Genomic DNA, 21,616 nt, shown 5'->3' with positions numbered 1-21,616 from the left:
GCCTCGTTCCACCCGCGGTATTGGCGGCGCACCGCCCCAACCAGCCAAAGACCCAACGCATTTTCCCCTCACTGGATGCACCAGTGAGGGGATTTTTTTCGTCTTCTGCCCAAAGCAGCCCGCAATAAATGCAACACCTCGCACTCATTACGCTTTTCACACCACACAAAACAACACAAAACGCACATCAAACACTACACAACTACGCAACATACCGAAATATATAACGCAGTAGCCGCCACACTGCATACTAAAGTTTTCCGCCCATCACGACGATACATTGAGCAACAGCCCGGCACACTCAAGAGCTGCAAGGAGGTGTGGTCACAAACACATGATTTCTCTCTGGCCTTAGGGCCGTAATCGCTTGGGCAAGGACGCCGCAAGCACGAGGAAGACAAACGCTTTCAAGGAGGAAAGTACTATGTCTCTGGTTATCAATCATAACCTCATGGCGATGAATGCTGCCCGCAACCTGAGTATGTCATTCGGCGCCCTTGGCGTTTCCACAAGGCGTCTGTCGTCCGGCCTCCGCATCGGCAACGCGGCAGACGACGCTGCAGGGCTTGCCGTCCGAGAGCTTATGCGCTCCGACATTGCCGCCCTGAACCAGGGCGTGCGTAACGCCAACGACGCCATCTCGCTCATCCAGACCGCAGACGGCGCCCTTGGCGTCATCGACGAAAAGCTCGTCCGTATGAAGGAACTTGCGGAACAGGCCGCCACCGGTACGTACGACTCCACCCAGCGCCTGATTATCGACTCCGAATATCAGGCCATGGCGTCGGAAATCACACGAATCGCCAACGCCACGGACTTCAACGGCATCCACCTGCTGAACGGCAACCTGTCCGGCACCCATGACGGCACAGGCCTGACGCCCACAGGTCAGCTGAAGGTCCACTTTGGCTCGGCAAACGACAGCGCAGAGGACTACTACTACATCAAGATCGACACCGCGACGGCATCGGCCCTTGGTGTCGGCAACCAGGCAGATGTCACGGACAGCGGCTACACCATTTCCACCCAGTCCGCTGCCCAGAACGCCCTGGAGGGGCTGAACGACGCCATCGTCTCCAAGGACAACATCCGAGCCAAGCTCGGTGCCTTGCAGAACCGGCTGGAAAACACCATCTCCAACCTGCAGATTCAGGCTGAGAACCTGCAGGCGTCCGAATCCCGCATCTCGGACGTGGACGTGGCCCTTGAAATGACCGAGTTCGTGCGGCAGCAGATTCTGTCGCAGTCCGCAGTGGCAATGCTCGCCCAGGCCAACTCTCTGCCGAGGCTGGCTATGCAGCTCTTGGGCGGTTAGGGCTAGCGCGCTAACGGCTTAACACCCTGAACTGGCCGGGGCGTGCGGACATCGCGCGCCCCGGTCTCTGTTTGAGTGGCATTGCGTTTGCACAAATTCTGGTGAATACTTCGGCACCCGGCAAAATTTTCCTGAGAGGACCCCACATGCCATCGGAAATTACAACATCAGGCGCAATCCACTTCACCGGTCTCGGCAATGGGACCGACTTCGACGCAATCATCGAGGCCACACTCACTGCCGAGGGCTTTCACAAGAAACGTCTTGAAAGCTGGCAGGAGTCCTGGGTTCAGAAGAAGGAGTATTTCACTGCCCTCAACTCCCAGATGCTCAGCCTCAAGAATGAAATGCGCTCCATGGACACCTTGGACGAGTTCCTGAAAAAGAACGTGGACGTCTCCTCGTCCAGTGTGCTGTCCGCCTCTGCGGATAGCGGCGCTATGGAAGGCTCGCACGAAATTTTCGTCAAGCAGCTCGCCCAAAACGAGATAAAGACCAGCACATTCGCCGTTGCAACGGAAGATACGTCCATCAACAGTTCCGGCGGTTCGCTGGTGTTTGACTACACCTACGGCTCCACATCCGTCAGCCTTGACGTGCCAAACGGCACCACCCTCGCCGGCCTGCGCGACCTTATCAATAAGGACAACAACAACCCCGGCGTACGAGCCAGCATCCTCTACAACGGCAGTGACTACTTTCTGCAAGTCAAGGGCATGGACCTTGGCGCGGACAACTCCATCACCATTGACGGTTCAACCACCCTTACCAATTACGGGGCAGGGGGCTTCGACGACACCCAACTTGCGCAAAACTCGCAGATTACCGTGGACGGCTGGCCCAATGACGGCACCTACATCGAACTGGCCACAAACGCAGTGACGCAGGCCATTGAGGGCGTGACCATGAACCTCAAAGCCACGGGCACCACGCAAATCACCATCGCCAACGATACGGACGCCATCATTGAGCAGGTCCGCACCTTTGTGGACAAGGTCAACGAGGTCCGCGCCTCCATCCGCGCGCTGACCAAATACGACGAAGAGACCAAAAAGGGCGCCATCCTGCAGGGCAACTACGGCCTGCAGATTGTGGCAACGCAGATTAAGGACGTCACCGCCACCAAGGGTATCGGCTTTGACTACGACGACGACGTCTACTCCACCTTTGCGCAGATTGGCATCCTGACCGACGCCACGGAAGGGTCCCCCACGCAGGGCCTGCTGGTCTTTGACGAAGCCGACTTCCTTGAAGCGCTGGAGAACGATTCCGACGCCGTGGCCGAGCTGTTCAGCTCACAGGGCACAGGCGCGACGGATACCTCGGACTTCGCCTTCGAGTCCATGATTCCCGGCATCACCGAGCCGGGTGAATACGCCGTGGAATACACCGTTGACGGCAGCGGCACCATCACCGCCGCCACCATCAACGGCAACGAGGCCACCATCAACGGCAACAAGATTACCGGTAAGTCGGGCAACCCGGAATCCGGTCTGTCGCTGACGATCAACAACCTCAATGCCGGGACGCACTCCGGCAACGCCCGCGTGAAGCAGGGCAAGGCCGGTGAGTTCTACGATGTTCTCTCGGACCTGACAGACGTCCAAGATGGGACACTCAAAATCCTTGAGAACAACTATCGGGACATCATCAAAAACATCCAAAAGAAGATCGACTATGAGGAAACACGCCTCATTAAGCTCGAAAAGACACTCCGGCTCAAGTATGCCAGACTGGAAGAGACGCTTGGCACGTACGAGCAGCAGAAGAAGTCTTTGGAATCCCAGTTGAAGCAACTTTCCTCCAAGTAACCGGAGTTTCAGGAGCCATCCATGATCAAAGGCGCCAAGGCCTATCTCCAGACCCAGGTCAGCACCACGTCGCAGGGCGATATTCTCATCATGCTCTACAGCGGTGCGATCAAATACCTCATGCAAGCCAAGGAGCGCATCGCGGAAAAGGACTTCGCCAAGAAGGGCGTGCTTATTTCCAAAGCGCTCGACGTCATCGCCGAGCTCGACCAGAGCCTCAACAACGAAAAGGGCGGCGAGGTCGCGCAGAACCTGCACCAGCTGTATTTCTATTGCAGCACGCGGCTTTTGCGCGCCAATATGAATATGGACGTCAGCATCATTGACGAAATCATCCGCATCCTTGAGGGCCTCAAGGACGCGTTTGAGGAAATTCAGGGTGGCGGCGGCCAGCAGGTTGCCTCCACGGCTGGCGCGCCCGCCCAGCGTGCGCCGCAAAGCGCCGCATCCGGCGAGCCTTCCGGCGAACCGTCCGCAGAATCGTCCGCAGAATCGTCCGCAGATTCTTCTGGCGCGCCGCAAACGCCGCAGCTGTCCGCCCCTTCGGAGCACCCGGAAAAAACTTCCAAGGTCAGCAGCTTCCCGGACCTGCTCGGGCAGTCCTTTGCCGGTGTGCCGCAGGGCGCGCCTGCGCCAAAGAGCGCTCCGCAGCCTCAGGCCAAGCAGCCTCAGGCCCCGGTCAAGCCCGCACAGCCCGCTCCCTCCATCAGTGGCGGCATCATCCCCGGCCTGCTGGACAAAACCGCCAAGGACGAGGACGAGTCCACCGGAAAGCGCCCCAGCACCTTCCGGCGCAAGAATATGCCCGGAACCTACGGCCCCTCCGGCACCATCAAATAGGGCGGAAAAGGCCATGTCCCACCCCGCGCGCGTCCTGCACATCGTCAAAAATCTTGGCCTTGGCGGCACGGAAAAGACGATGCAGCTTTTCGTGTCGCACCTTGACCGGGAACGCTTTACCCCCGTTGTCTACAGCTTTGAGGACGGTCCCCGGCGCAGGGCGTTGCAGGATGCGGGCGTTGAGGTGTTTGTCGGCGGCGACCTGTTGGACCTGACCAGCCGTCTTGGGCCGGACATCGCGCATATCCACCGCGCGGGCTGGCCCGAGCCGCGCTTTTTGCGCACCCTCGCCCTTGCCGGAATCCCCCACGTGGTGGAAACCAACGTCTTTGGGCGATTCGACCCCAGCCCGCAGGCCTCCATCATCGACAGGCACCTGTTCGTCTCGCATTTTTGCCTGTGGCGCTACCGGACGGTCAACGGCATCCCGGCCTCACCGCGCTATCAGGTGCTGTACAACCCCGTGGACACGGACTTCTATGTGGACAACCCCGTCCCGCGCGACTGGACGGGCCACACCGCCGGCCGTGTCTCCCGCCCGGACCCGGGCAAATGGTCACCCCTTGGCTACCGCTTTCTGCCGCGGCTTCTGCGCCGCGTGCCGGACGCGACCTACCGCATCATTGGCGCAACGCCCGAGGTCCGCGACTGGTTTGCCGCGCGCGGCCTTGACCAGCACGTGCAGTACTGCGGCCCCGCCGTCACGGAAGCCGACCTTGCCGCATTTTATGGCTCATGCAGCGTGCTTGCGCACGCCAATGCCACGGGGGAGAGCTTTGGCCTCTCCATTGCCGAGGCCATGGCCGCCGGACTGCCTGTGGTCACCCACCCCGCCGAAGGCATGCGCGACAATGCCCAGCTGGAGCTTGTGGATGACGGCGTGACAGGCTATGTGGTGAACACGGAAGACGATTACGCCGCTGCCATTGCGCGCCTATTGACCGACCCGGACCTTGCCCGAACCATGGGTGCAGGGGGCAGGGAAAAGGCGGTGCGGCACTTCCGTGTGCAACATGTCACCCGCGCCCTCGAAACCCTGTATCAGGATTTGCTGGACCGTCGCACCACTGATGCCAACGCCCCTTACTCCGCCAGTTCGGCGTCTGTTTAAACGCCACACGCAGGAAGTTCTATCCTTCCGCCTTGGCGCGGCGCATGCGGCGCATGCCCCTGCGCCTTTGGATGCCACCGCCGCCGCGCGGCACATTGCCTCCACCCTGCGCCAACTGGAGGCCACGGGCAAGGACACCGTCGTCCTGCTGGGCCTTGGCTCCGGGGATTTCGCCACCCGCCTCGACGCCGCGCTTCCGCCCGGCGCGTCCCTCGTCATCGTCGATATGACGCCGGAACGGCTGCGGCAGCACGAGAGTGACGGCACCTTGGACGCCCTGCGCCGCTCTCCGCGGTCCACTCTGCTGGTGGACACCTCGCCATGGGCGCATCTGATGCTCCTTACCACCTGCGGCGTTGGGCCAAGCGCCGCCCTCTTCCGCGTCAATCCCGAATACCGGCCACACGCGCCAAAGAACCAGCCTTCCAAGCGAGAGACAAGCGCCCCCTGCGCCGAGCGCGATACCCTGACGGCCTTCCTGCGCACCATGACCGACGCGCGCCTGCACGACGCCGCAGCAGCTCCCGCCCCGGCGCAGGAGCCGACCATAGGCGTCGCCGCTATTCTTTCCCCGCACGACAGCGGCCTTGAAGGCTTTTTCGCAGGGCTTCCCCCGTGGCTGGATGAGGTCATCGTGGTTTGGGACGCGCCAGCGCCCCCGGCGGTGGACTTCCCTTGCGCTGCGTCGGTGCGCCACCTTGCCCGTCCCCTTGGCGGCGACTTTGCCGCGCAGCGAAACGCCGCCCTCGCCGCCTGCACCACGGACTGGATGCTCACGCCCGACGCGGACGAACGCTGGACCCCGCAGGGGTGGCACGCCTTGCGCGCCCTTGTCCGCGCCGCCCACAACGCGGACATCCACGCCTACTACTTTCCCCGGCGCACACTGTTTCCCGACGAAGAAGCCTTTTTGACGGGATACGGCCTCTGGCCGGACCTGCAACTGCGCGCCGTACGCCGCACGCCGGGCCTGACCTACGTCCGCCCTGTGCATGAGCGCCTGCACGGCATTGGCGGCCCTGTCGGCATTGCCTGCGGCGCGCCGCTTCTGCACCTCTCCAGACTGCTCAAGGACGACACCGCCCTGCGGCAAAAGCTGGCCGTCTTTGACGCGGCAGCAGGCGGCGGCATTGCCCACCGTCTGCACAGCGATTACCCATGCATGCCCGTCCACTGCATGGACGAGGCCCAAACCGCCAGCCCCACAGCATTTCTGCGTTTACCGCACCCGCCGGAGGCGCCCAGCATGGGTTGATTCCGGACCACCTTCCCGGTAGGATACAAAGTTCTACAAAAAAGAAAGGTTGTTACATGAAGATTATTTGCCCCGAATGCCAATTTGCCCGGGACGTTGCCGACGACAAGATTCCATCCAAGTCCGTCATGGCAACCTGTCCCAAGTGCCATACCAAGTTCCGCTTCCGCCCCCTTGAGTTCACCCTTGAGGAGGACGTGGAAGAGACCGAGCCCGAAACCGCCGCACACCAGCCGGAAAGCACCGCCGCCCACACGGAGGCCAGCCAGACCGGCGCCGCGTCCACGCCGCATGAGACCCCGGCGCAGGACGTCACACCCCGCACGCCACGTCCCGAAGACGGGACGCCAGAAGACGGGGCGACACAGGCCGCGCCAGCGGCCCCCGCATCTGATGACGCCGCGCCCACCGCAGCGCCCACCACAGCGCCCACCACAGCGCCAGAAGAGGCAGACCGCGCAGGCATGCATGCCCCCGGCCATGCGCACATGCCCGGCCAGCCCCAGCGCCGTCCGGACGCGCCGGATGACATCTGGTCCAAACTGGAGGACATGGCCCCCGAAGACGAGCGCCGCCCCGGCGACATGCCGCCCCCGCGCGACACTCACGACGCCGAGCGCCCGCGTATCGACGTGCCCTTTGAGCATCTGGAGGAGCACGGCTTCTTCAACGGCCTGTCGGAAACCATCAAGCGCATCTGCCTGAGCCCGCGCCTGTTCTTTGCCACCATGCCCCTTGATACCGGCAAAAAGCGGCCCTTTGCCTTCTATATGCTCACGGGGATGCTGTCCGCCTACTTCCAGACGGCGTGGCAGACCATGGGCCTTGACCTGACGACATATATCTTCCCGCAGAGCAATAACGTCGAGTCCGCATCCACCGCCGCGACCCTTGCCGCGCTCGTGATGGTCTTGCCTATTCTCCTCGCCGTCGGCATTATGGTGACATCGGGTATTACCCACTTGGCCCTGATGCCCTTCAAGGCGGCCAAGAACGGGTTTACCACGACGTTCCGGGTTTGCTCGTACGCATCCGCGCCCACACTGCTGGCCGCCGTGCCGCTTATTGGGCCGCTTGCAGGGTCGTTTTGGTACCTTGGGCTTATCATTATCGGCCTCAAGCATGCGCACGAAACCAGCTACACCCGCGTCACCATTGCCCTTGGGATACCGTTTATCCTGTTTACGGCATTTGTGACGGCGGTGCTTCTGGCCGCAGGTCCGGGACAGCAGCCCGTGTTCTAATTCCGGCGAGGAGCGGCCATGATCAAAAAGTTCAAACAGCGCATTCGCGAGACCATTCAGGCCAGACGCAGGGCCAAGGAAATCGACCCCAAGAGCTTTCTGGAACTATCCGCGGAGCTTTTGGAGTTGGCCGACGCCGCGTCAAAACTCTGGCATAGCGAGCCGAGGTTCCAAACCCGCCTGCGCCGCATCCGAGAGGAAATGGCCCAGCTTGAGGACCTTGCCTCCAAGCCGGAGTTTAAGCGCCTGTCCCCGCAAAAGCGGCTGGAACTGCGCGAAAGCCTGCTCTCCTCGCGCGATCAGCTTTTGGAGTCGCTCAACTCCGCGCCGTCCCCCACCACGACCATCCAATAACCGCTCACCTGCGGCATGCATCTTGCTTCACTTTCTGCCGGAAGGCCCCGCGCCTTCCGGCAGAACAGCAAGAACGCAAGGAGCTTTCCCAAACCATGACCGTCCGCACCATCACTCTCTTTTGCGCCGCCCTCGCGGCCAGCCTCATGTTGTGCTCATGCGCCGCAGACTTCGACCTCTCCGGCCCGGGAACCGTCTACATCAACGAATATGTGGATGTTTCGGATGTCCAGACCATGGTGCATCCGCAAAACCACCCCATGCAAAAGCTCACAGCCGTGGTCCTGCCGCTGCGCATCCACCAGCGCGTGGACGACCACCGCTACCTCAGCCGCGAGCTCACCCGCACCCTGCTCCAGAAGTGGCAGCAAAACGAGGTGTTCCCCGTCATCACCTTTGCGCCGGACGCCAAATGGACCACCGCCGCCAACGCCATGCCCATTGCCCGCGCCGCGCACGCCGACCTCATCGTGGCCGGAGACATCACCCATGTGATGTTTGGCGGCACGCAGGGCGAAACCAACCTCGCCGTTCGCGTAGAAATCTACGACGCCTCCACCGGCTCGCTTATCTGGTCCATGGCGCAGGCCGGTCAGATGAGCCCCGGACACACCAAGGACTTTATCTTCTTCACCCAGCAGTCGCGCATGCCCATGGAGCCGATTCAGGCCATCATGAGCACCATTGCCACGGACATTGGCGCGCCCGTCGCGGACTGGAACCAGCCCGTTCAGGACCCCGGCGCCGACTCCGCGCTCTAGCCCCTGCCACCAAAAGCGGCCGCCCTTTTTGACCAAGGTCAAAGACGGCGGCCGCTTCTTCATGCACAGAGGACACATGACAACACAGCGCCCCACACCACAGATTCTCAAAGGCCCCGGTCTGCGCATTACGCCGTGCTTCGGCGCCAACGGCTGCCCCAACGCCGTGCTGGACGCCCCTACTCTGCCCGAGCAAATCCTTGAGGCCGTAACCGCCTCCGGTTTTGGCGAGCGTCTGCACAGCGCTCTTGGCGGCGTGGTCCCCATGCACCACACGGTCACCATTTCCATCTCGTACTGTCCCAACGGCTGTTCGCGCCCGCAGATTGCGGACATTGGCTGCATTGGCGCGGTTTCCCCGCTGGTGAGCGACGCCCCGTGCGCCGGATGCGGCACCTGCTTTGACCTGTGCCGCGAAAAGGCCCTTGTCGCCAATGACATGGGCTGCGTTACCGCTGTTGATGCGGACGCCTGCGTGCGCTGTGGCGCGTGTATGGCCTCCTGCCCAACGCGCACGCTTACGCCCGGTCCCCACGGCTTCCGCGTTCAGCTTGGCGGCAAGCTGGGCCGACACCCGCGACTTGCCACAGAGTGCTACCGCACCGTCGCCGCCAGCGACATTCCCGCCCTTGCCGCGCAGGTTCTGGACAATTACCTGACCCGGCGTCAGCCCCGCGAACGCCTTGGCGCACTTATGGAGCGCCTTGGGCCGGACGCTGTTCTGCCCTCCTAGCCTGCGCCCCTTGCACAGTCTTTCCAGCCCGGCCCTGCCGGGCTTTTTTACGTCCGCACTGCGTGACGAAGCCCTCACGCGCGTCCTCATCGCGTCAGAGCTGTCGCTTTTTTCTTTCCCCTCGGGTACACTGCCAAAGGTGTTATCCACCGCCGCGCCCAGCCCGCCCCTGCAGTTTCTTCCATGGGGTACGCGGGGGCGACGCGGTCCTGTCCGCTTCACGTCACACCACAGGAGCACACCGCCGTGGAGGCCCGTTTTCGCCCCCTGAACCTCTCCACCAGAATGCTGCTCAGCTCTCTGGCCTTTGTTCTGCCTCTCGCCATTTTGACATGGTTCATGGAGGTCAGCTTCCGCTACGATATCGGCATTGCGGACACCGAGTTGGTGGGCACGCGGTATATCCGCACGGCCACCCCTCTCTTCCGCGACATTTCGGCCCTGCACCGCGCCGGAGCACGCACCGCGCAGGATGTGCCGCCAGAAGGCGACATGGCCGAGGCCGCGCGCCGCATTGAGGCGACCATCGCCGACCTCATGCGCATGGATGAAGACTTTGACCGCTTTGTCAACGGCTCCATCGTCGGCATAACCCGCCGCATCCGCATGCGACCGCATCCCCACGGCCTCCACCAGCTATGGAACGCCCCGGCTCCGGCGCTTCCCCCCACGCCGGGCACTCCGCCGCCGCTTATGACCGCCCTGCAAACCCTTATCCGCAACACAGCGGACAGCTCGCTCATCACCGTGGACCCCGTGCACGACAGCGCCCACCTTGCGCGGCTGGTGTCGCGCATTCTGCCCAATATCATCGTCCATACGCACCAGCTGGGCATGCTCACCACCGCAGTGGTGCACGCGCCCAAAAGCGCCGCCCTGTCCGAGCAGTGGCTGCAGACCCTCGCCCTCATCAAGGAGAGGGACCTTGTGGACCTGACGCAGTCCGCGGCCGCCGCCATCATGGAGGACGACGCCTTCTACGGCGCAAGCCCCACGCTTCAGGACCGCTTTGCCTCCGAGCTTGCGGCCTTTTCCGCCACCATGGACGATGTGCTCACGGCGCTGACCGCCATCAAGACCAGCCCCACGTCCGCCGCCAATGTTCCGGCGCTGCTGCGCACCGCCACGGACGCGGAGGTCCGCCTCATGAACACCGCCCTTGATGAACTGGGCACCCTCATCCGCCTGCGCCGCAACAGCTACGCCACATGGCGCACCATGGGGCTGGCACTCAGCGTCTGTGCGCTGGCCTTTGCCGTGTGGATGGTCATCCGCACCTACCGCTCCGTGTCCGTGGCCCTCGCCGAAGTGGTGCACTACTCCCACGCGGTGTCGCGCGGAAACTACTCCGCCACCCTGCCAACGGACCACAGCGCAGAGGTCGGCAAACTCGCCACCTCCATCCAGCGCATGGTCCAGCAAATGAAGGAGCGCATGGGCTACCTGAACGGCATCCTCCACGGCCTCACCGTGCCCTGCGTGGTCGCGGACGCCGAGGAGCGCCTGACCTACGTCAACCAACCTTATCTGGATATGTACGACCGCAGCGGAGCGCCAGAGGAATACGTGGGGCAAAGCATCGCGGAATTCTTCTACGGCGACACGGACCACACAACATTCACAGGACGCGCCATGCGCGAGCGGCGGGCCTTTCAGGACATTGAAATGTCCCTGACCACACAGGCCGGACGCACCATCCATTTCCGCTACGATGTCGCGCCCATTTTCGACTTGGACGGCGTCACCATCGGCGCATTCAGCCTTGTGACGGACCTGACCCAAATCCGTGAGCAGGAGCGGGAAATCCGCCGCCTTGCCACGTTTCCGGAACTCAATCCCAACCCCGTACTGGCCGTGGACGCCACCGGGAACATCTCCTACACCAACCCTTCGGCCACCGCGCATATCCAGCGCCTTGGCCTTCTAAGCCCGCGCGACTTTTTGCCGCAGGGGCACGAGCACATCGCCGCCGCCGCGCTGGCTTCGGAACAGGACTCCGATGCCATTGAGCATACCGTCATGGGGCGGACCTACTCGTGGGTGTACCACCCCATCCCCGGCGACAAGCAGCTGCACATCTACGCCATGGACATCACCGAACGAAAACGCGCCGAGGAACAACTCCAGCACGACGCCTTTCACGATGCCCTCACAGGCCTGCCCAACCGCGCCCTTTTCGTGGACCGGGCGGACCGCATCAAGGCGTCCTCCGCCCGCGCGGGGCATGGCTACGCCGTACTCCTGCTTGACATGGACGGCTTTAAAAACGTCAACGACAGCCTCGGCCACGCCATGGGGGACCGCCTCATCACCCAAATTGCCCGCCGCCTCACCAGCGCACTACGCGGGGGCGAGACCTTGGCCCGCCTTGGCGGGGATGAATTTGGCGTGCTGCTCTCCCCAGTTGCCAGCGCCGGCGACGCACACACCGTGGCGGACCGCCTGCACGAGGCCCTGCGCCCGCCCTTTGTCATCGACACACACGAGCTGTTCACCACCGCCAGCATCGGCATTGCGGTGGATGTCTTGGACGCCTTCTCCGCCGAAGACATGGTCCGCAATGCGGACATCGCCATGTACCGCGCCAAGGCCAGAGGGCAAGGACAAAGCGCCGTCTTCGACCCCACCATGCACGCCCATGCCTCCCAGCGCCTGCTGCTGGAGACGGAGATGCAGCGCGCGGCGGAGCGCAAAGAATTCGAGCCGTTTTTCCAGCCTTTGGTGGACCTCTCCACCGGGACCATTTCCGGCTTCGAGGCCCTGGCCCGCTGGCGCAACCCGGAGCGGGGCCTTGTTTCACCGGGGACCTTTATTCCCCTTGCGGAGGAAAACGGCCTCATCCTGCCCATTGGCGAGCACATCCTTGCCGAAGCCTGCTCCCGCGTGGCCCAGTGGCGCAGCGAGGACGCCCTTGGCACCCCGGACATCAGCGTGAACCTTGCCGTGCCGCAAATGATGTCGCCGGGCATTGTGGATACCGTGGCGCACATCATTGAGCGCAGCGGCCTTGCCCCGTCACAGGTAAAGCTGGAAATCACCGAAAGCGGCCTGATGAGCAATGCGGACACCGCCCTGCGTGTGCTGGGCGACCTGCGCAACCTTGGCGTTTCCCTCGCCATTGACGACTTTGGCACCGGGTACTCCTCTCTGGCATACCTGACGCGCTTTCCCTTCGACTTCCTCAAGGTGGACCAATCCTTTGTGGCCGCCATGCTCACCACCCCGGAGGTCGCCAAAATCGTTCAGGCCATCATTACCCTTGCCCACGGCCTCGGCAAAAAGGTCATCGCTGAAGGCATTGAGGACGAAGGGCAACTGCGCGCCCTGCGCAAGCTCGGGTGCGAATACGGACAGGGCTATCTGTTCTCGCACCCGCTTCCCCACACCGAAGCGCGCACCCTGCTCGCCCGCGCCCCGCAGTGGTAGACCGCCGCGCCTCCCACAACCGCCCCACCCCCCCACAGAAAAAATTCCCGCCATCCATCATATTCCACGGATGGCGGGGCTGTCCGGCAGGTGACACCATGCCTTGCCATTGCTCATTTCATACTTAGATAGTATGGAATGATGGCGGCTGGTATCTCGCTTTGACTCCGCGGGCTGTAAAGACTATGTTGCCCTTCGCCACGCCGCCACCGCGGCGATGGTCCAGACTCATCCGCCGGGGAGTGACCGACTCCGATACATGCTCCCGGCGAATCAATACGGAGGCGCTCATGATAGGCATTTCGAAACTGTACTGCGGCGCCGTGGAAGCGTCGGACGCCCTGCGCTACGGGCGTGAATCCGGCAAACTGCCTTCCCACCTGCTGCAGTTCTCCAAAGATAAAAAGCCGGTCGTGGTCTGGAACATGACCCGCCGCTGCAACCTCAAGTGCGTGCACTGCTACGCACAGGCCGTGGACCCCGACGGCAAGGACGAGATTGATACCACGCAGGCCAAGACCCTTATCAAGGACCTTGCCGACTACGGCGCGCCTGTCATGCTCTTCTCCGGCGGCGAACCGCTCGTCCGTCAGGACCTGCCCGACCTTGCCAAATACGCCACGGAAAACGGCATGCGTGCCGTTATCTCCACCAACGGCACCCTCATCACCAAGGAAAAGGCCGCAGAGCTTAAAAAGATCGGCCTGTCCTACGTGGGCATCTCCCTTGATGGCGGCGAGGAAATCCACGACAAGTTCCGCAAGGTGCCCGGCGCATTCAAGCGCGCCATTCAGGGCATTGAGAACTGTAAGGCCGAGGGCCTCAAAGTGGGCCTGCGCTTTACCATCAACAAGCGCAACCAGCAGGAAGTGCCCAAGCTGTTCCAGCTCCTGCGCGACCTTGAAGTCCCCCGCATCTGCTTCTACCACCTCGTCTACTCCGGCCGCGGCTCCGAACTGATCAAGGAAGACCTTGACCATCAGGAAACCCGCGACGTGGTCAACCTCATCATGGACGAGACCAGAAAGTGCTTTGACGACGGCCTTGAGAAAGAAGTTCTCACCGTGGACAACCACGCCGACGGCCCCCTCGTCTACCTGCGCCTGCTGCAGGAAGATCCCAAACGCGCCGAAGAAGTTGCCGAGCTTTTGAACTTCAACGAAGGCAACAACTCCGGCCGCGGCATTGGTTGCATCTCCTGGGACGGACAGGTCCACGCGGACCAGTTCTGGCGCAACCACACCTTTGGCAACGTTCTCGAGCGCCCCTTCTCCGAAATTTGGGACGACCCGAATATCGAGCTGCTCCACCAGCTTAAGGATAAGAAAAGCCACGTGAAAGGACGGTGTGCAGAATGCAAATACCTCGCCATCTGCGGCGGCAATTTCAGGGCCCGGGCCGAAGCATACTACGGGGACGTGTGGGCTCCCGACCCGGCGTGCTATTTAACAGACGAAGAAATCAAGCGGTAAGACGCCTGTTCTTCAACACGCTTCAGGGCGGCCGGGCTACCGCCGTTCTGGATCAGGCCGTGGAAATCCACCAGCGCCGCTGCACCAACGTGATGGAGCTGCGCGAGGAATGTGAATTCTGCAAGGCCTACGCCGCGCGCGAGGCCGAGGCCTCCAAACGCCGCGCCAAGGCCAAAGCAGCCGAAGCGGCAATGAACCGACATTCATCCAAATAACGTCCACGCCGGGGCGCGTCTGAGCACGCGTCCCGGCGCCTATGCATAAAGGAGTTCATACCATGGACCTGCCTGCATTCTACCGTGGACGCCGACTGCGCCGCAGCGCCAGCATGCGCGCCCTCGTCCGCGAAACGACCATCCTGCCCGAAGACCTCATGATGCCCTACTTCGTCGTGGAGACGAACGACCCGGCACTGCGCAAGCCCATCGGGGCTATGCCCGGTCAGTTCCAGCTCTCCCTTGACGAATTGGAAAAGCAGGTCGCCGAGGCCGTTGCCCTTGGCATGCGCTCCTGCATGCTCTTTGGCATCCCCGCCGAAAAAGACGCTATCGCCTCCGGCGCATACGCCGAGGACGGCATTGTGCAGCGCGCCACGCGCCGCCTGAAAAAGCGCTTCCCCGACCTTGTCATCGCCACCGACGTGTGCCTGTGCGAGTACACCTCCCACGGCCACTGCGGCCTGCTGGACGAGAACGATACCACCGGCCTTGTGCAGAACGACCCCACCCTCGACCTGCTGGCCAAGACGGCCGTCTCCCACGCCGAGGCCGGGGCCGACATGGTCGCCCCGTCGGATATGATGGACGGCCGCGTGCTGGCCATCCGCACCGCGCTGGATGACGCCGGCTACGCCGACCTTCCCGTCATGTCCTACGCGGTCAAGTATGCGTCCTCCTTCTACGGTCCGTTCCGCGAGGCCGCCGAAAGCTGCCCCTCCCACGGCGACCGCCGCACCTATCAGATGGACCCCGGCAACTTCCGCGAGGGCCTGCGCGAAGCCGCGGCCGACATCGAGGAAGGCGCGGACATCATCATGGTCAAGCCCGCCATGCCCTATCAGGACGTCATCCGCGCCGTGCGCGACAGCTTTGACTGCCCGGTGGCCGCCTATCAGGTCAGCGGCGAGTACGCCATGATCAAGGCCGCCGCCCTCAACGGCTGGGTGGACGGCGACGCGGTGATGATGGAATCCCTCATCGGCATCAAGCGCGCCGGTGCGGAAATCATTATGACCTACTTTACCGAGGACGTTCTGCGCCTGCTGAGGAGCGAGAATGAGCGATAGACAAGACAGTTTCGAGCATCCGGGCGCAGCGCCTGCCGGGCATCCCGGCAAGGGCCATCCGGGCGGCGCGCCGCACGGACACGCTCAGGCCGAGGGCGCGGCGCCGCCGCTGCGGCTCATCGCATGGGAGATCACCCGCTCCTGCAATCTGGCGTGCAAGCACTGCCGCGCCGAAGCGCACACGGAGCCATACCCCGGTGAGTTTTCCACCGAGGAAGCCAAGGCCCTTATCGACACCTTCCCCGAAACCGGCAGCCCCATCATCATTTTCACCGGCGGTGAACCCATGATGCGCAAGGACTGGCCGGAGCTGGTGCGCTACGCCAAAAGCAAGGACCTGCGCTGCGTCATGGCCCCCAACGGCACCCTCATCACCGAGGAAAGCGCCAAGGAGATGAAGGCCGCGGGCATTGAGCGCGTGTCCATCTCCATCGACGGCCCAGACGCCGCCAGCCACGACGAATTCCGCGGCGTGCCCGGTGCATTCGCCGCCAGCATGCGCGGCATTGAGTACCTCAAAAAAGCCGGCCTGGAATTCCAGATCAACACCACCGTGACCAAGGGCAACCTTGGCATGTTCCGCGACATCTTCCGGCTGTGCGAAGACCTTGGCGCGGCGGCGTGGCACATTTTCCTGCTTGTCCCCACCGGACGCGCCGCCGAAATCGGCGAGGAAATCATCACCGCCGCCGAGTACGAGGACGTGCTCAACTGGTTCTATGACTTCCGCAAGACCACGGACATGCAGCTCAAGGCCACCTGCGCCCCGCACTATCACCGCATTCTGCGCCAGCGCGCCAAGGAAGAGGGCATCCCCGTCACCTTCGAGAACTTCGGCCTCGACGCCGTGTCCCGCGGGTGTCTTGGTGGTGTGGGCTTCTGCTTTATTTCCCACACCGGACAGGTGCAGCCCTGCGGCTACCTTGACCTGGACTGCGGCAACGTGCGCGACACGCCCTTCCCGGAAATCTGGGCCAACTCCAAGCACTTCAACGAGTTCCGCAACCAGAAGTGTTTTGAAGGCAAATGCGGCGTGTGCGAATACCATAAGGTCTGCGCCGGCTGCCGCGCCCGCGCCTACACCATGAACGGCAGCCACCTTGCCGAAGAGCCGCTGTGCACCTACACCCCGCGCAAGGCCAAGAAGGAGGCATAATGGACTCCCTCGACAAGCAGATTCTCGACATCATCCAGTCCGACTTTCCGCTGGAATCGCGCCCCTACGCGGTGGTGGGCGAGCGCATTGGCCTCACGGAGGCCGAAACGCTGGCCCGCGTGCGCGCCCTCAAGCAGCAGGGCGTCATCCGCCGCATTGGCGGCAACTTCCAGTCCAAGGCGCTGGGCTGGCACTCCACACTGTGCGCCGCCTGCGTGCCCGAGGACAAATTCGACGACTTTGTCGCAGAGGTAAACGCCCATACCGGCGTCACCCACAACTATCTGCGAAACCACCACTTTAATGTCTGGTTCACCTTTATTGGCGAGTCCCCGGAGATTGTGGCCGAAACCCTTGCCGCCATCACGCGCAAGACCGGTATCGACATCCTCAACCTGCCCGCGGACATGCTGTATAAGATTAAGGTGGACTTTAAGATGAACCACAACACCGACGGGGCCTAAGCCCGCCGGAGGACCATACCAATGCAGCGTGAATTCATCCTGTCCCCCTCCCTTCTGTCCTGCGACTTCGGCCGCATGACCGAGGAGCTGAACGCTCTGGAAGAGGCCGGACTCAAATGGGTGCACTGGGACGTCATGGACGGCCGCTTTGTACCGAACATCACCCTCGGCCAGCCCATCATCAAGGCCCTGCGCAAGAACTCGAACCTCTTCTTCGACGTGCACCTGATGATTGAAGAGCCCGAGCGCTATCTTGCGGACTTTGTAGACGCTGGCGCGGACCTCATTTGCGTCCACGCCGAGACCACCCGCCATCTGGAGCGCACCGTCAGCGAAATCCGCCGCCTTGGCGCCAAGTGCGCCGTTGCGCTCAACCCCGCCACCTCGCTCTTTGACGTGGAATACCTCATTCCCCAGTTGGACATGGTCCTGCTCATGAGCGTGAACCCGGGCTTTGGCGGCCAGAAGTTCATCCCCTTCACCATGGACAAGCTCTCCGAACTGTCTGCCCTGCGCAACGACTGGAACCCGGAGATGCTCATTCAGGTGGACGGCGGCTGCACGCCGGAAAACACCCCGGACCTCGTGGCCGCCGGCGCGGACGTACTGGTTTCCGGCTCCGCCTTCTTCAAGCATCCGCCCTACAAGGAGCGCCACGAAACGTTCCTGAAGGCCGCTGGCGCGCTGTAACAGCCGCCCAAAGCCACACATAAAAGGCGCCCTGCCGCACAATGCGGCAGGGCGCCTTTCTGTATACAGTCGCAGAGCGCCGCGAGGGGGCGCGTTAATTGTGGCGTTCAAAGGCGTCGTCGTCCTCATCTCCGTCAAAGCCGCGGGCGGTTTGCTCCTCGTCAATGAGGTCCGCGTCATCGGCGAGCAGACGGACGATATTGCGCAGGTGGGCGTAGGAATCGGGGTCCATTTCCTCAAAGTCAATGGCGACCCTGTTCCTCCCGGCGCGCACAAGGGACCCGCGCACCTCAATGACCGCATCGGCAGACAGCGTGATGCGCATGATGCACGATTCGCCGTCAAGGCCCTCGGCGGTGTCGTCCACCACCTCGCACAGCGCGCCCTTGAGGCTTATATTTTCCGTGGCAATGGAAAAGTCGCGGCTTTCGCAGAACACAACCCCGGCAAAGTGCGTTTCCACGCGGCTTCGCTTGCGCCTATCCGGCATGGCATCCCTCCCTTTCCCCGGTGTGGGGGCTGGTGGTCCGCCTGTAGAATACGATGAATCGTGTTGCGTGTCAGCCCCGGTTAGGAACCGGAAGAGTCGTCCGGGCGGGACAGCTGACGGGCCAAAATGACCGCAAGGCCAATGGCCCACGCCGCAAGAAGGGGAAAACGCACCCAAAACGGCACGAAAAGGCGGCTGAGGGGAATAAACAAAATACCCGCGGCAAAGTACCCAATCTTCCAGCCATTGCGGCGCAATCCGGAATCGGAAATCAGTGAGTTCTTCATTAGCGCATCTTGTCCGACAGCGCATTCAGGCCATAGACGAGGCAGACGCCAATGATGACCAGAATAAACGCCGTGACCGGGTTTTTATAGGATCCAACAAGGCCCAGATAGGAATCAATCACGTTCTCCAACTGCAGGAACCGAATGATGCCCAAAAAGCCGTACGTGATGAACGGCACGGCCAGGACGAATCCCAATATCTTAATAAACAGCTTCAGCATCCGCATTTCTACGCTCCCTCGCTCTTGTGCTCTCTGTGCTCGAAATACTCTGGCGCACCCTGCGCCGTGTCCAGACGGGACCGCTAGCGGTCCGCATCGTCCTCCGCCACATCATGGGCGGCTGTGGCGTCATACGACCTACGCCGAGAGCCGCGGACGGCGGAGTACAGCCCGGTACACATTATGCCGACAAGGCCTATGGTCCACACCGCCAAAAGAGGAACCCGCACCCAAAACGGCACGAACAGGCGGCTGAGTGGAATGAACAGCAGCCCCGCGGCAATATAGCCAAACTTCCACCTGTGGCGGCGCAGTGCGTCCCCGGACCTGCGCCCGGCAACACCAATGGCCACAAGGCCGGCGCCCCAGACCGCAAGGGGGACAAACCGTATCGCATACGGCACATACACCTGACTCAGCACGGCGTACACAAGGCCTGCGGCGACGTAGCCAATCTTCCAGCCATTGCGGCGCAGTCCGTTCATGGAAAATACGTGGTGCTTCATTGATTCCTGTGGCGCGGCCACGTCCACGGCCTGCTGGGGCGCGGCGGCGGGCCTTTTGCGGCCCATGCAGCCTGCGCGTCTGCGGCGGCGTGGCGGACGGTCCCGCGCTTAGCGGTCCGCGTCGTCCCCGTCACCCTTTGTGCGGTTGTGACGCCACACGATGAGCGCCCCAATGCCAAAGGCCACGACGGAAAACAGCCCGGTTATGATGATAATCTGCATCCCTCTGGAAAGTGATGCCCACATGGCCGACCTCCCGGCGCGGTTCGTGATGATAACGACCTGACAGTCCTAGCTGTTTGCACCACGACGCGCAAGCACCTTGGCCGCCAGCCCCGCCACGTCCACAGCGCTACAGCGCCGCCATCCGCGCGGTCAGCTCCTCGGCGTGCTGCTTAAAATACACCTTGGCAAAGGCCTTCAGCGGCTTTTTCACCGCCGCAAGGGGCGGCAGGTCCGGCGGATGCACCGCGTGCATGCCAAGGCACTGCACGGGCTGGAATTTCAGTTCCTCGTCAATCTCGGAGCAGTAGTTGGAAAACGTGCCCCCCGCAAGGCGCTGGCGCTCCAGCGCCGCCGGGTCCAGCCCCTTGACGAAGCACAGGGTGCCGGACGGCGAGTGGTCACGGTTCACGGCCTCAATGCGCGTATTGATGCGCTCGCACCAGCCGTGCACCTGCGTGTAGTTTGGCGTGATGAGTTTGCGGCCGGAACCATCGGGAGCGTCGTAGTACTGACCATGCAGATAGATGTCCACCTCCTGCTGCATCTCGTGGTAGGCCTTGGCCAGCAGCCCCGCATAGCGCCCCGCCCGCGTCAGGGCGAGGCCCGGGGTGAGGCCCGCGGTCTCGCGGTGCTCCGGGGCGGACATATCCTCAAGGTGCGGCGCGCGCACGTCCAAAGCGTCAAAAAACGCGGCCAGCCCGGCGCGGTCGATGAGCAGATAATGCACCGCCCCCACCCGCGCCAGCATCCGCTTTTCCAGTTTTTCCAGCGCGTCGAGAGAGGCGGTATAGGCCTCTATTTCGTCCTCAAGGCTCTTGCGCGCGCCAAAGAATGTTGTCGCCGCCTCCACGAGGGTCTCGTGCATCAGGCTGTCGGCCAGTTCCTCTATTCCCTTGCCCATGCGTCATTCTCCTGCTGGATTCAGCGTTCGGACAGGCCAAGGCACAGGCCAAGCGTTACAAACACGCCGCCGGTGGCGCGCGTCTGCATCCGGCGCAGACCGGGCCGCCCGGACGCCCACGAACTCACGCACCCAAAGCACAGCGCAACGGCCATCATCACCGCGCACCCCGTGGTGGTAAAGGTCAACCCAAGGATCATGACCTGACGGGTGAAGTCCGCCGATGCCGGGTCCGCAAACTGCGGCAAAAAGGACAGGAAAAACAGCGCGACCTTAGGGTTGAACAGCGCCACAACCAGCCCCTGCCGAAAGATTTGGAAGAACGACTGCTCGGCGTCCACCGCCTGCGTCACCTCGCCGCCGTCCTGCGGCGGCGTCATAAAGAGCTTAACACCCATCCAGATGAGGTATGCCGCGCCGACCCAGCGCACAATGTTGAACGCCAGTGCGGAGTGCGCCAGCACCACAGACAGCCCCAGCGCGCCCGCCACCGTATGGCACACACAGCCCACAGTGATGGCTAAGGCCGAGGCCACGCCCGCGCGGCGGCCCTGTCCGGCGCTGCGCGTGGCCACGTAAACCATGTCCGGCCCGGGGGTAATATTCAGAAGAAGCCCAGCCGCCAAAAATACAAAAAAATCCTCAATTCCAAACATCGCGTGTTGTCCTTATTTGTCAGCGTCCTTCAGGCGCTTTTTCATGCGGTCCCACTCCCGCTGTGCGGCGTCCTTGATGCCGGGACCGTGTTCCTGCCAGACCTCGCGGGCCTGACCAATCTTTTCCTTGCCATAGTCCTTGGCCTCGCTCACGGAGCGGATACCTTTCACCCGCTCCACCTCGGCCTGTATTTCATCGGAATGGGCCTCTATCTGCTTGCGGATAGCCCAGCCGAGCATCTTTTTTTTCATTCCCATGTCGCACCTCCATTTTGTCCACGTGCGGCGTAAATCCCCCTACCACTATCAAATCCCGATGCGGACCTCCACCCATCTTGCGCGCAGGGAAAAAGACCCGCACATATCCGGGAATCGGTTGTTTTCATCTGCTGCGTAGAATACCATATATATTC

The 21,616-nt window shown here is 62.4% G+C and carries 24 protein-coding genes; 16 read left to right on the top strand and 8 right to left on the bottom strand.

What is annotated here, in order from left to right:
- Positions 1–424 precede the first annotated feature (424 nt).
- The 16 genes from ACI3L3_RS05890 to rpe all read left to right on the top strand — a co-directional run bounded on the left by ACI3L3_RS05890 (position 425) and on the right by rpe (position 17,917).
- Complete coding sequence (locus tag ACI3L3_RS05890) at positions 425–1,315, top strand: flagellin (RefSeq protein ID WP_404844187.1); 891 nt, start codon at positions 425–427, stop codon at positions 1,313–1,315.
- Positions 1,316–1,461: 146 nt separating this feature from the next.
- On the top strand, positions 1,462–3,126 hold the full coding sequence (gene fliD / locus ACI3L3_RS05885) for a flagellar filament capping protein FliD (protein ID WP_404844186.1): 1,665 nt from the start codon (positions 1,462–1,464) through the stop codon (positions 3,124–3,126).
- Between the two features lie 21 nt (positions 3,127–3,147).
- Positions 3,148–3,966 (top strand): flagellar export chaperone FliS, encoded by an 819-nt coding sequence (gene fliS, locus ACI3L3_RS05880; RefSeq protein ID WP_404844185.1) that lies wholly within the window; start codon positions 3,148–3,150, stop codon positions 3,964–3,966.
- A 13-nt stretch (positions 3,967–3,979) separates the two neighbouring features.
- Positions 3,980–5,077, top strand: coding sequence for a glycosyltransferase family 4 protein (locus ACI3L3_RS05875; RefSeq protein WP_404844184.1), 1,098 nt, complete (start codon positions 3,980–3,982; stop codon positions 5,075–5,077).
- Positions 5,037–6,332: a glycosyltransferase gene (locus tag ACI3L3_RS05870; RefSeq protein ID WP_404844183.1), complete on the top strand. Its 1,296-nt coding sequence runs from the start codon at positions 5,037–5,039 to the stop codon at positions 6,330–6,332. Before ACI3L3_RS05875 ends, ACI3L3_RS05870 begins: the two co-directional genes overlap by 41 nt.
- Positions 6,333–6,388: 56 nt before the next feature.
- Positions 6,389–7,576, top strand: coding sequence for a YIP1 family protein (locus ACI3L3_RS05865; protein WP_404844182.1), 1,188 nt, complete (start codon positions 6,389–6,391; stop codon positions 7,574–7,576).
- Between the two features lie 18 nt (positions 7,577–7,594).
- On the top strand, positions 7,595–7,930 hold the full coding sequence (locus ACI3L3_RS05860) for a hypothetical protein (RefSeq protein WP_404844181.1): 336 nt from the start codon (positions 7,595–7,597) through the stop codon (positions 7,928–7,930).
- Between the two features lie 95 nt (positions 7,931–8,025).
- A complete protein-coding gene (locus tag ACI3L3_RS05855) occupies positions 8,026–8,691 on the top strand; it encodes a hypothetical protein (protein WP_404844180.1) in 666 nt (221 codons plus the stop codon).
- 76 nt (positions 8,692–8,767) lie between these two features.
- The gene (locus ACI3L3_RS05850; RefSeq protein WP_404844179.1) at positions 8,768–9,424 is read left to right on the top strand and encodes a 4Fe-4S binding protein; all 657 of its coding nucleotides are present in this window, start codon (positions 8,768–8,770) and stop codon (positions 9,422–9,424) included.
- Positions 9,425–9,670: 246 nt separating this feature from the next.
- Positions 9,671–12,850, top strand: a complete 3,180-nt coding sequence (locus ACI3L3_RS05845) for an EAL domain-containing protein (protein ID WP_404844178.1) — start codon at positions 9,671–9,673, stop codon at positions 12,848–12,850.
- A gap of 290 nt (positions 12,851–13,140) precedes the next feature.
- Positions 13,141–14,322 (top strand): 12,18-didecarboxysiroheme deacetylase, encoded by a 1,182-nt coding sequence (ahbC, locus tag ACI3L3_RS05840; protein ID WP_404844177.1) that lies wholly within the window; start codon positions 13,141–13,143, stop codon positions 14,320–14,322.
- A gap of 59 nt (positions 14,323–14,381) precedes the next feature.
- A complete protein-coding gene (locus ACI3L3_RS05835) occupies positions 14,382–14,537 on the top strand; it encodes a hypothetical protein (RefSeq protein WP_404844176.1) in 156 nt (51 codons plus the stop codon).
- A gap of 62 nt (positions 14,538–14,599) precedes the next feature.
- Positions 14,600–15,607, top strand: a complete 1,008-nt coding sequence (gene hemB / locus ACI3L3_RS05830) for a porphobilinogen synthase (protein ID WP_404844175.1) — start codon at positions 14,600–14,602, stop codon at positions 15,605–15,607.
- Complete coding sequence (ahbD, locus tag ACI3L3_RS05825) at positions 15,597–16,763, top strand: heme b synthase (protein WP_404844174.1); 1,167 nt, start codon at positions 15,597–15,599, stop codon at positions 16,761–16,763. Before hemB ends, ahbD begins: the two co-directional genes overlap by 11 nt.
- Positions 16,763–17,227, top strand: a complete 465-nt coding sequence (locus ACI3L3_RS05820) for an AsnC family transcriptional regulator (RefSeq protein WP_404844173.1) — start codon at positions 16,763–16,765, stop codon at positions 17,225–17,227. Before ahbD ends, ACI3L3_RS05820 begins: the two co-directional genes overlap by 1 nt.
- A 21-nt stretch (positions 17,228–17,248) precedes the next feature.
- Positions 17,249–17,917, top strand: a complete 669-nt coding sequence (rpe, locus tag ACI3L3_RS05815) for a ribulose-phosphate 3-epimerase (RefSeq protein ID WP_404844172.1) — start codon at positions 17,249–17,251, stop codon at positions 17,915–17,917.
- A gap of 94 nt (positions 17,918–18,011) precedes the next feature.
- Here the strand turns inward: rpe and ACI3L3_RS05810 are convergent, their stop codons facing one another.
- The 8 genes from ACI3L3_RS05810 to ACI3L3_RS05775 all read right to left on the bottom strand — a co-directional run bounded on the left by ACI3L3_RS05810 (position 18,012) and on the right by ACI3L3_RS05775 (position 21,461).
- Positions 18,012–18,407, bottom strand: a complete 396-nt coding sequence (locus tag ACI3L3_RS05810; RefSeq protein WP_404844171.1) for a PilZ domain-containing protein — start codon at positions 18,405–18,407, stop codon at positions 18,012–18,014.
- 80 nt (positions 18,408–18,487) lie between these two features.
- Positions 18,488–18,694: a hypothetical protein gene (locus tag ACI3L3_RS05805; RefSeq protein WP_404844170.1), complete on the bottom strand. Its 207-nt coding sequence runs from the start codon at positions 18,692–18,694 to the stop codon at positions 18,488–18,490.
- A complete protein-coding gene (locus ACI3L3_RS05800) occupies positions 18,694–18,921 on the bottom strand; it encodes a hypothetical protein (RefSeq protein WP_404844169.1) in 228 nt (75 codons plus the stop codon). The genes ACI3L3_RS05805 and ACI3L3_RS05800 overlap by 1 nt, the downstream gene beginning before the upstream one ends.
- 77 nt (positions 18,922–18,998) lie before the next feature.
- A complete protein-coding gene (locus ACI3L3_RS05795; RefSeq protein ID WP_404844168.1) occupies positions 18,999–19,487 on the bottom strand; it encodes a hypothetical protein in 489 nt (162 codons plus the stop codon).
- 42 nt (positions 19,488–19,529) lie between these two features.
- Positions 19,530–19,667, bottom strand: coding sequence for a hypothetical protein (locus ACI3L3_RS05790; RefSeq protein ID WP_404844167.1), 138 nt, complete (start codon positions 19,665–19,667; stop codon positions 19,530–19,532).
- A gap of 106 nt (positions 19,668–19,773) precedes the next feature.
- Complete coding sequence (locus tag ACI3L3_RS05785) at positions 19,774–20,547, bottom strand: hypothetical protein (protein WP_404844166.1); 774 nt, start codon at positions 20,545–20,547, stop codon at positions 19,774–19,776.
- 20 nt (positions 20,548–20,567) lie between these two features.
- Positions 20,568–21,203 carry a LysE family translocator gene (locus tag ACI3L3_RS05780; protein ID WP_404844165.1) on the bottom strand — a complete coding sequence of 212 codons (636 nt, stop codon included), beginning with the start codon at positions 21,201–21,203 and terminating at the stop codon, positions 20,568–20,570.
- A gap of 12 nt (positions 21,204–21,215) precedes the next feature.
- Positions 21,216–21,461: a hypothetical protein gene (locus ACI3L3_RS05775; protein ID WP_404844164.1), complete on the bottom strand. Its 246-nt coding sequence runs from the start codon at positions 21,459–21,461 to the stop codon at positions 21,216–21,218.
- Positions 21,462–21,616: the final 155 nt, after the last annotated feature.

The organism is Desulfobaculum sp. SPO524 (assembly GCF_044987625.1).
Taxonomy (GTDB): Bacteria; Desulfobacterota; Desulfovibrionia; order Desulfovibrionales; family Desulfovibrionaceae; genus Desulfobaculum.
The sequence above is the reverse complement of the archived record's forward strand: the minus strand, read 5'-3'. Positions and strand labels throughout refer to the sequence as shown.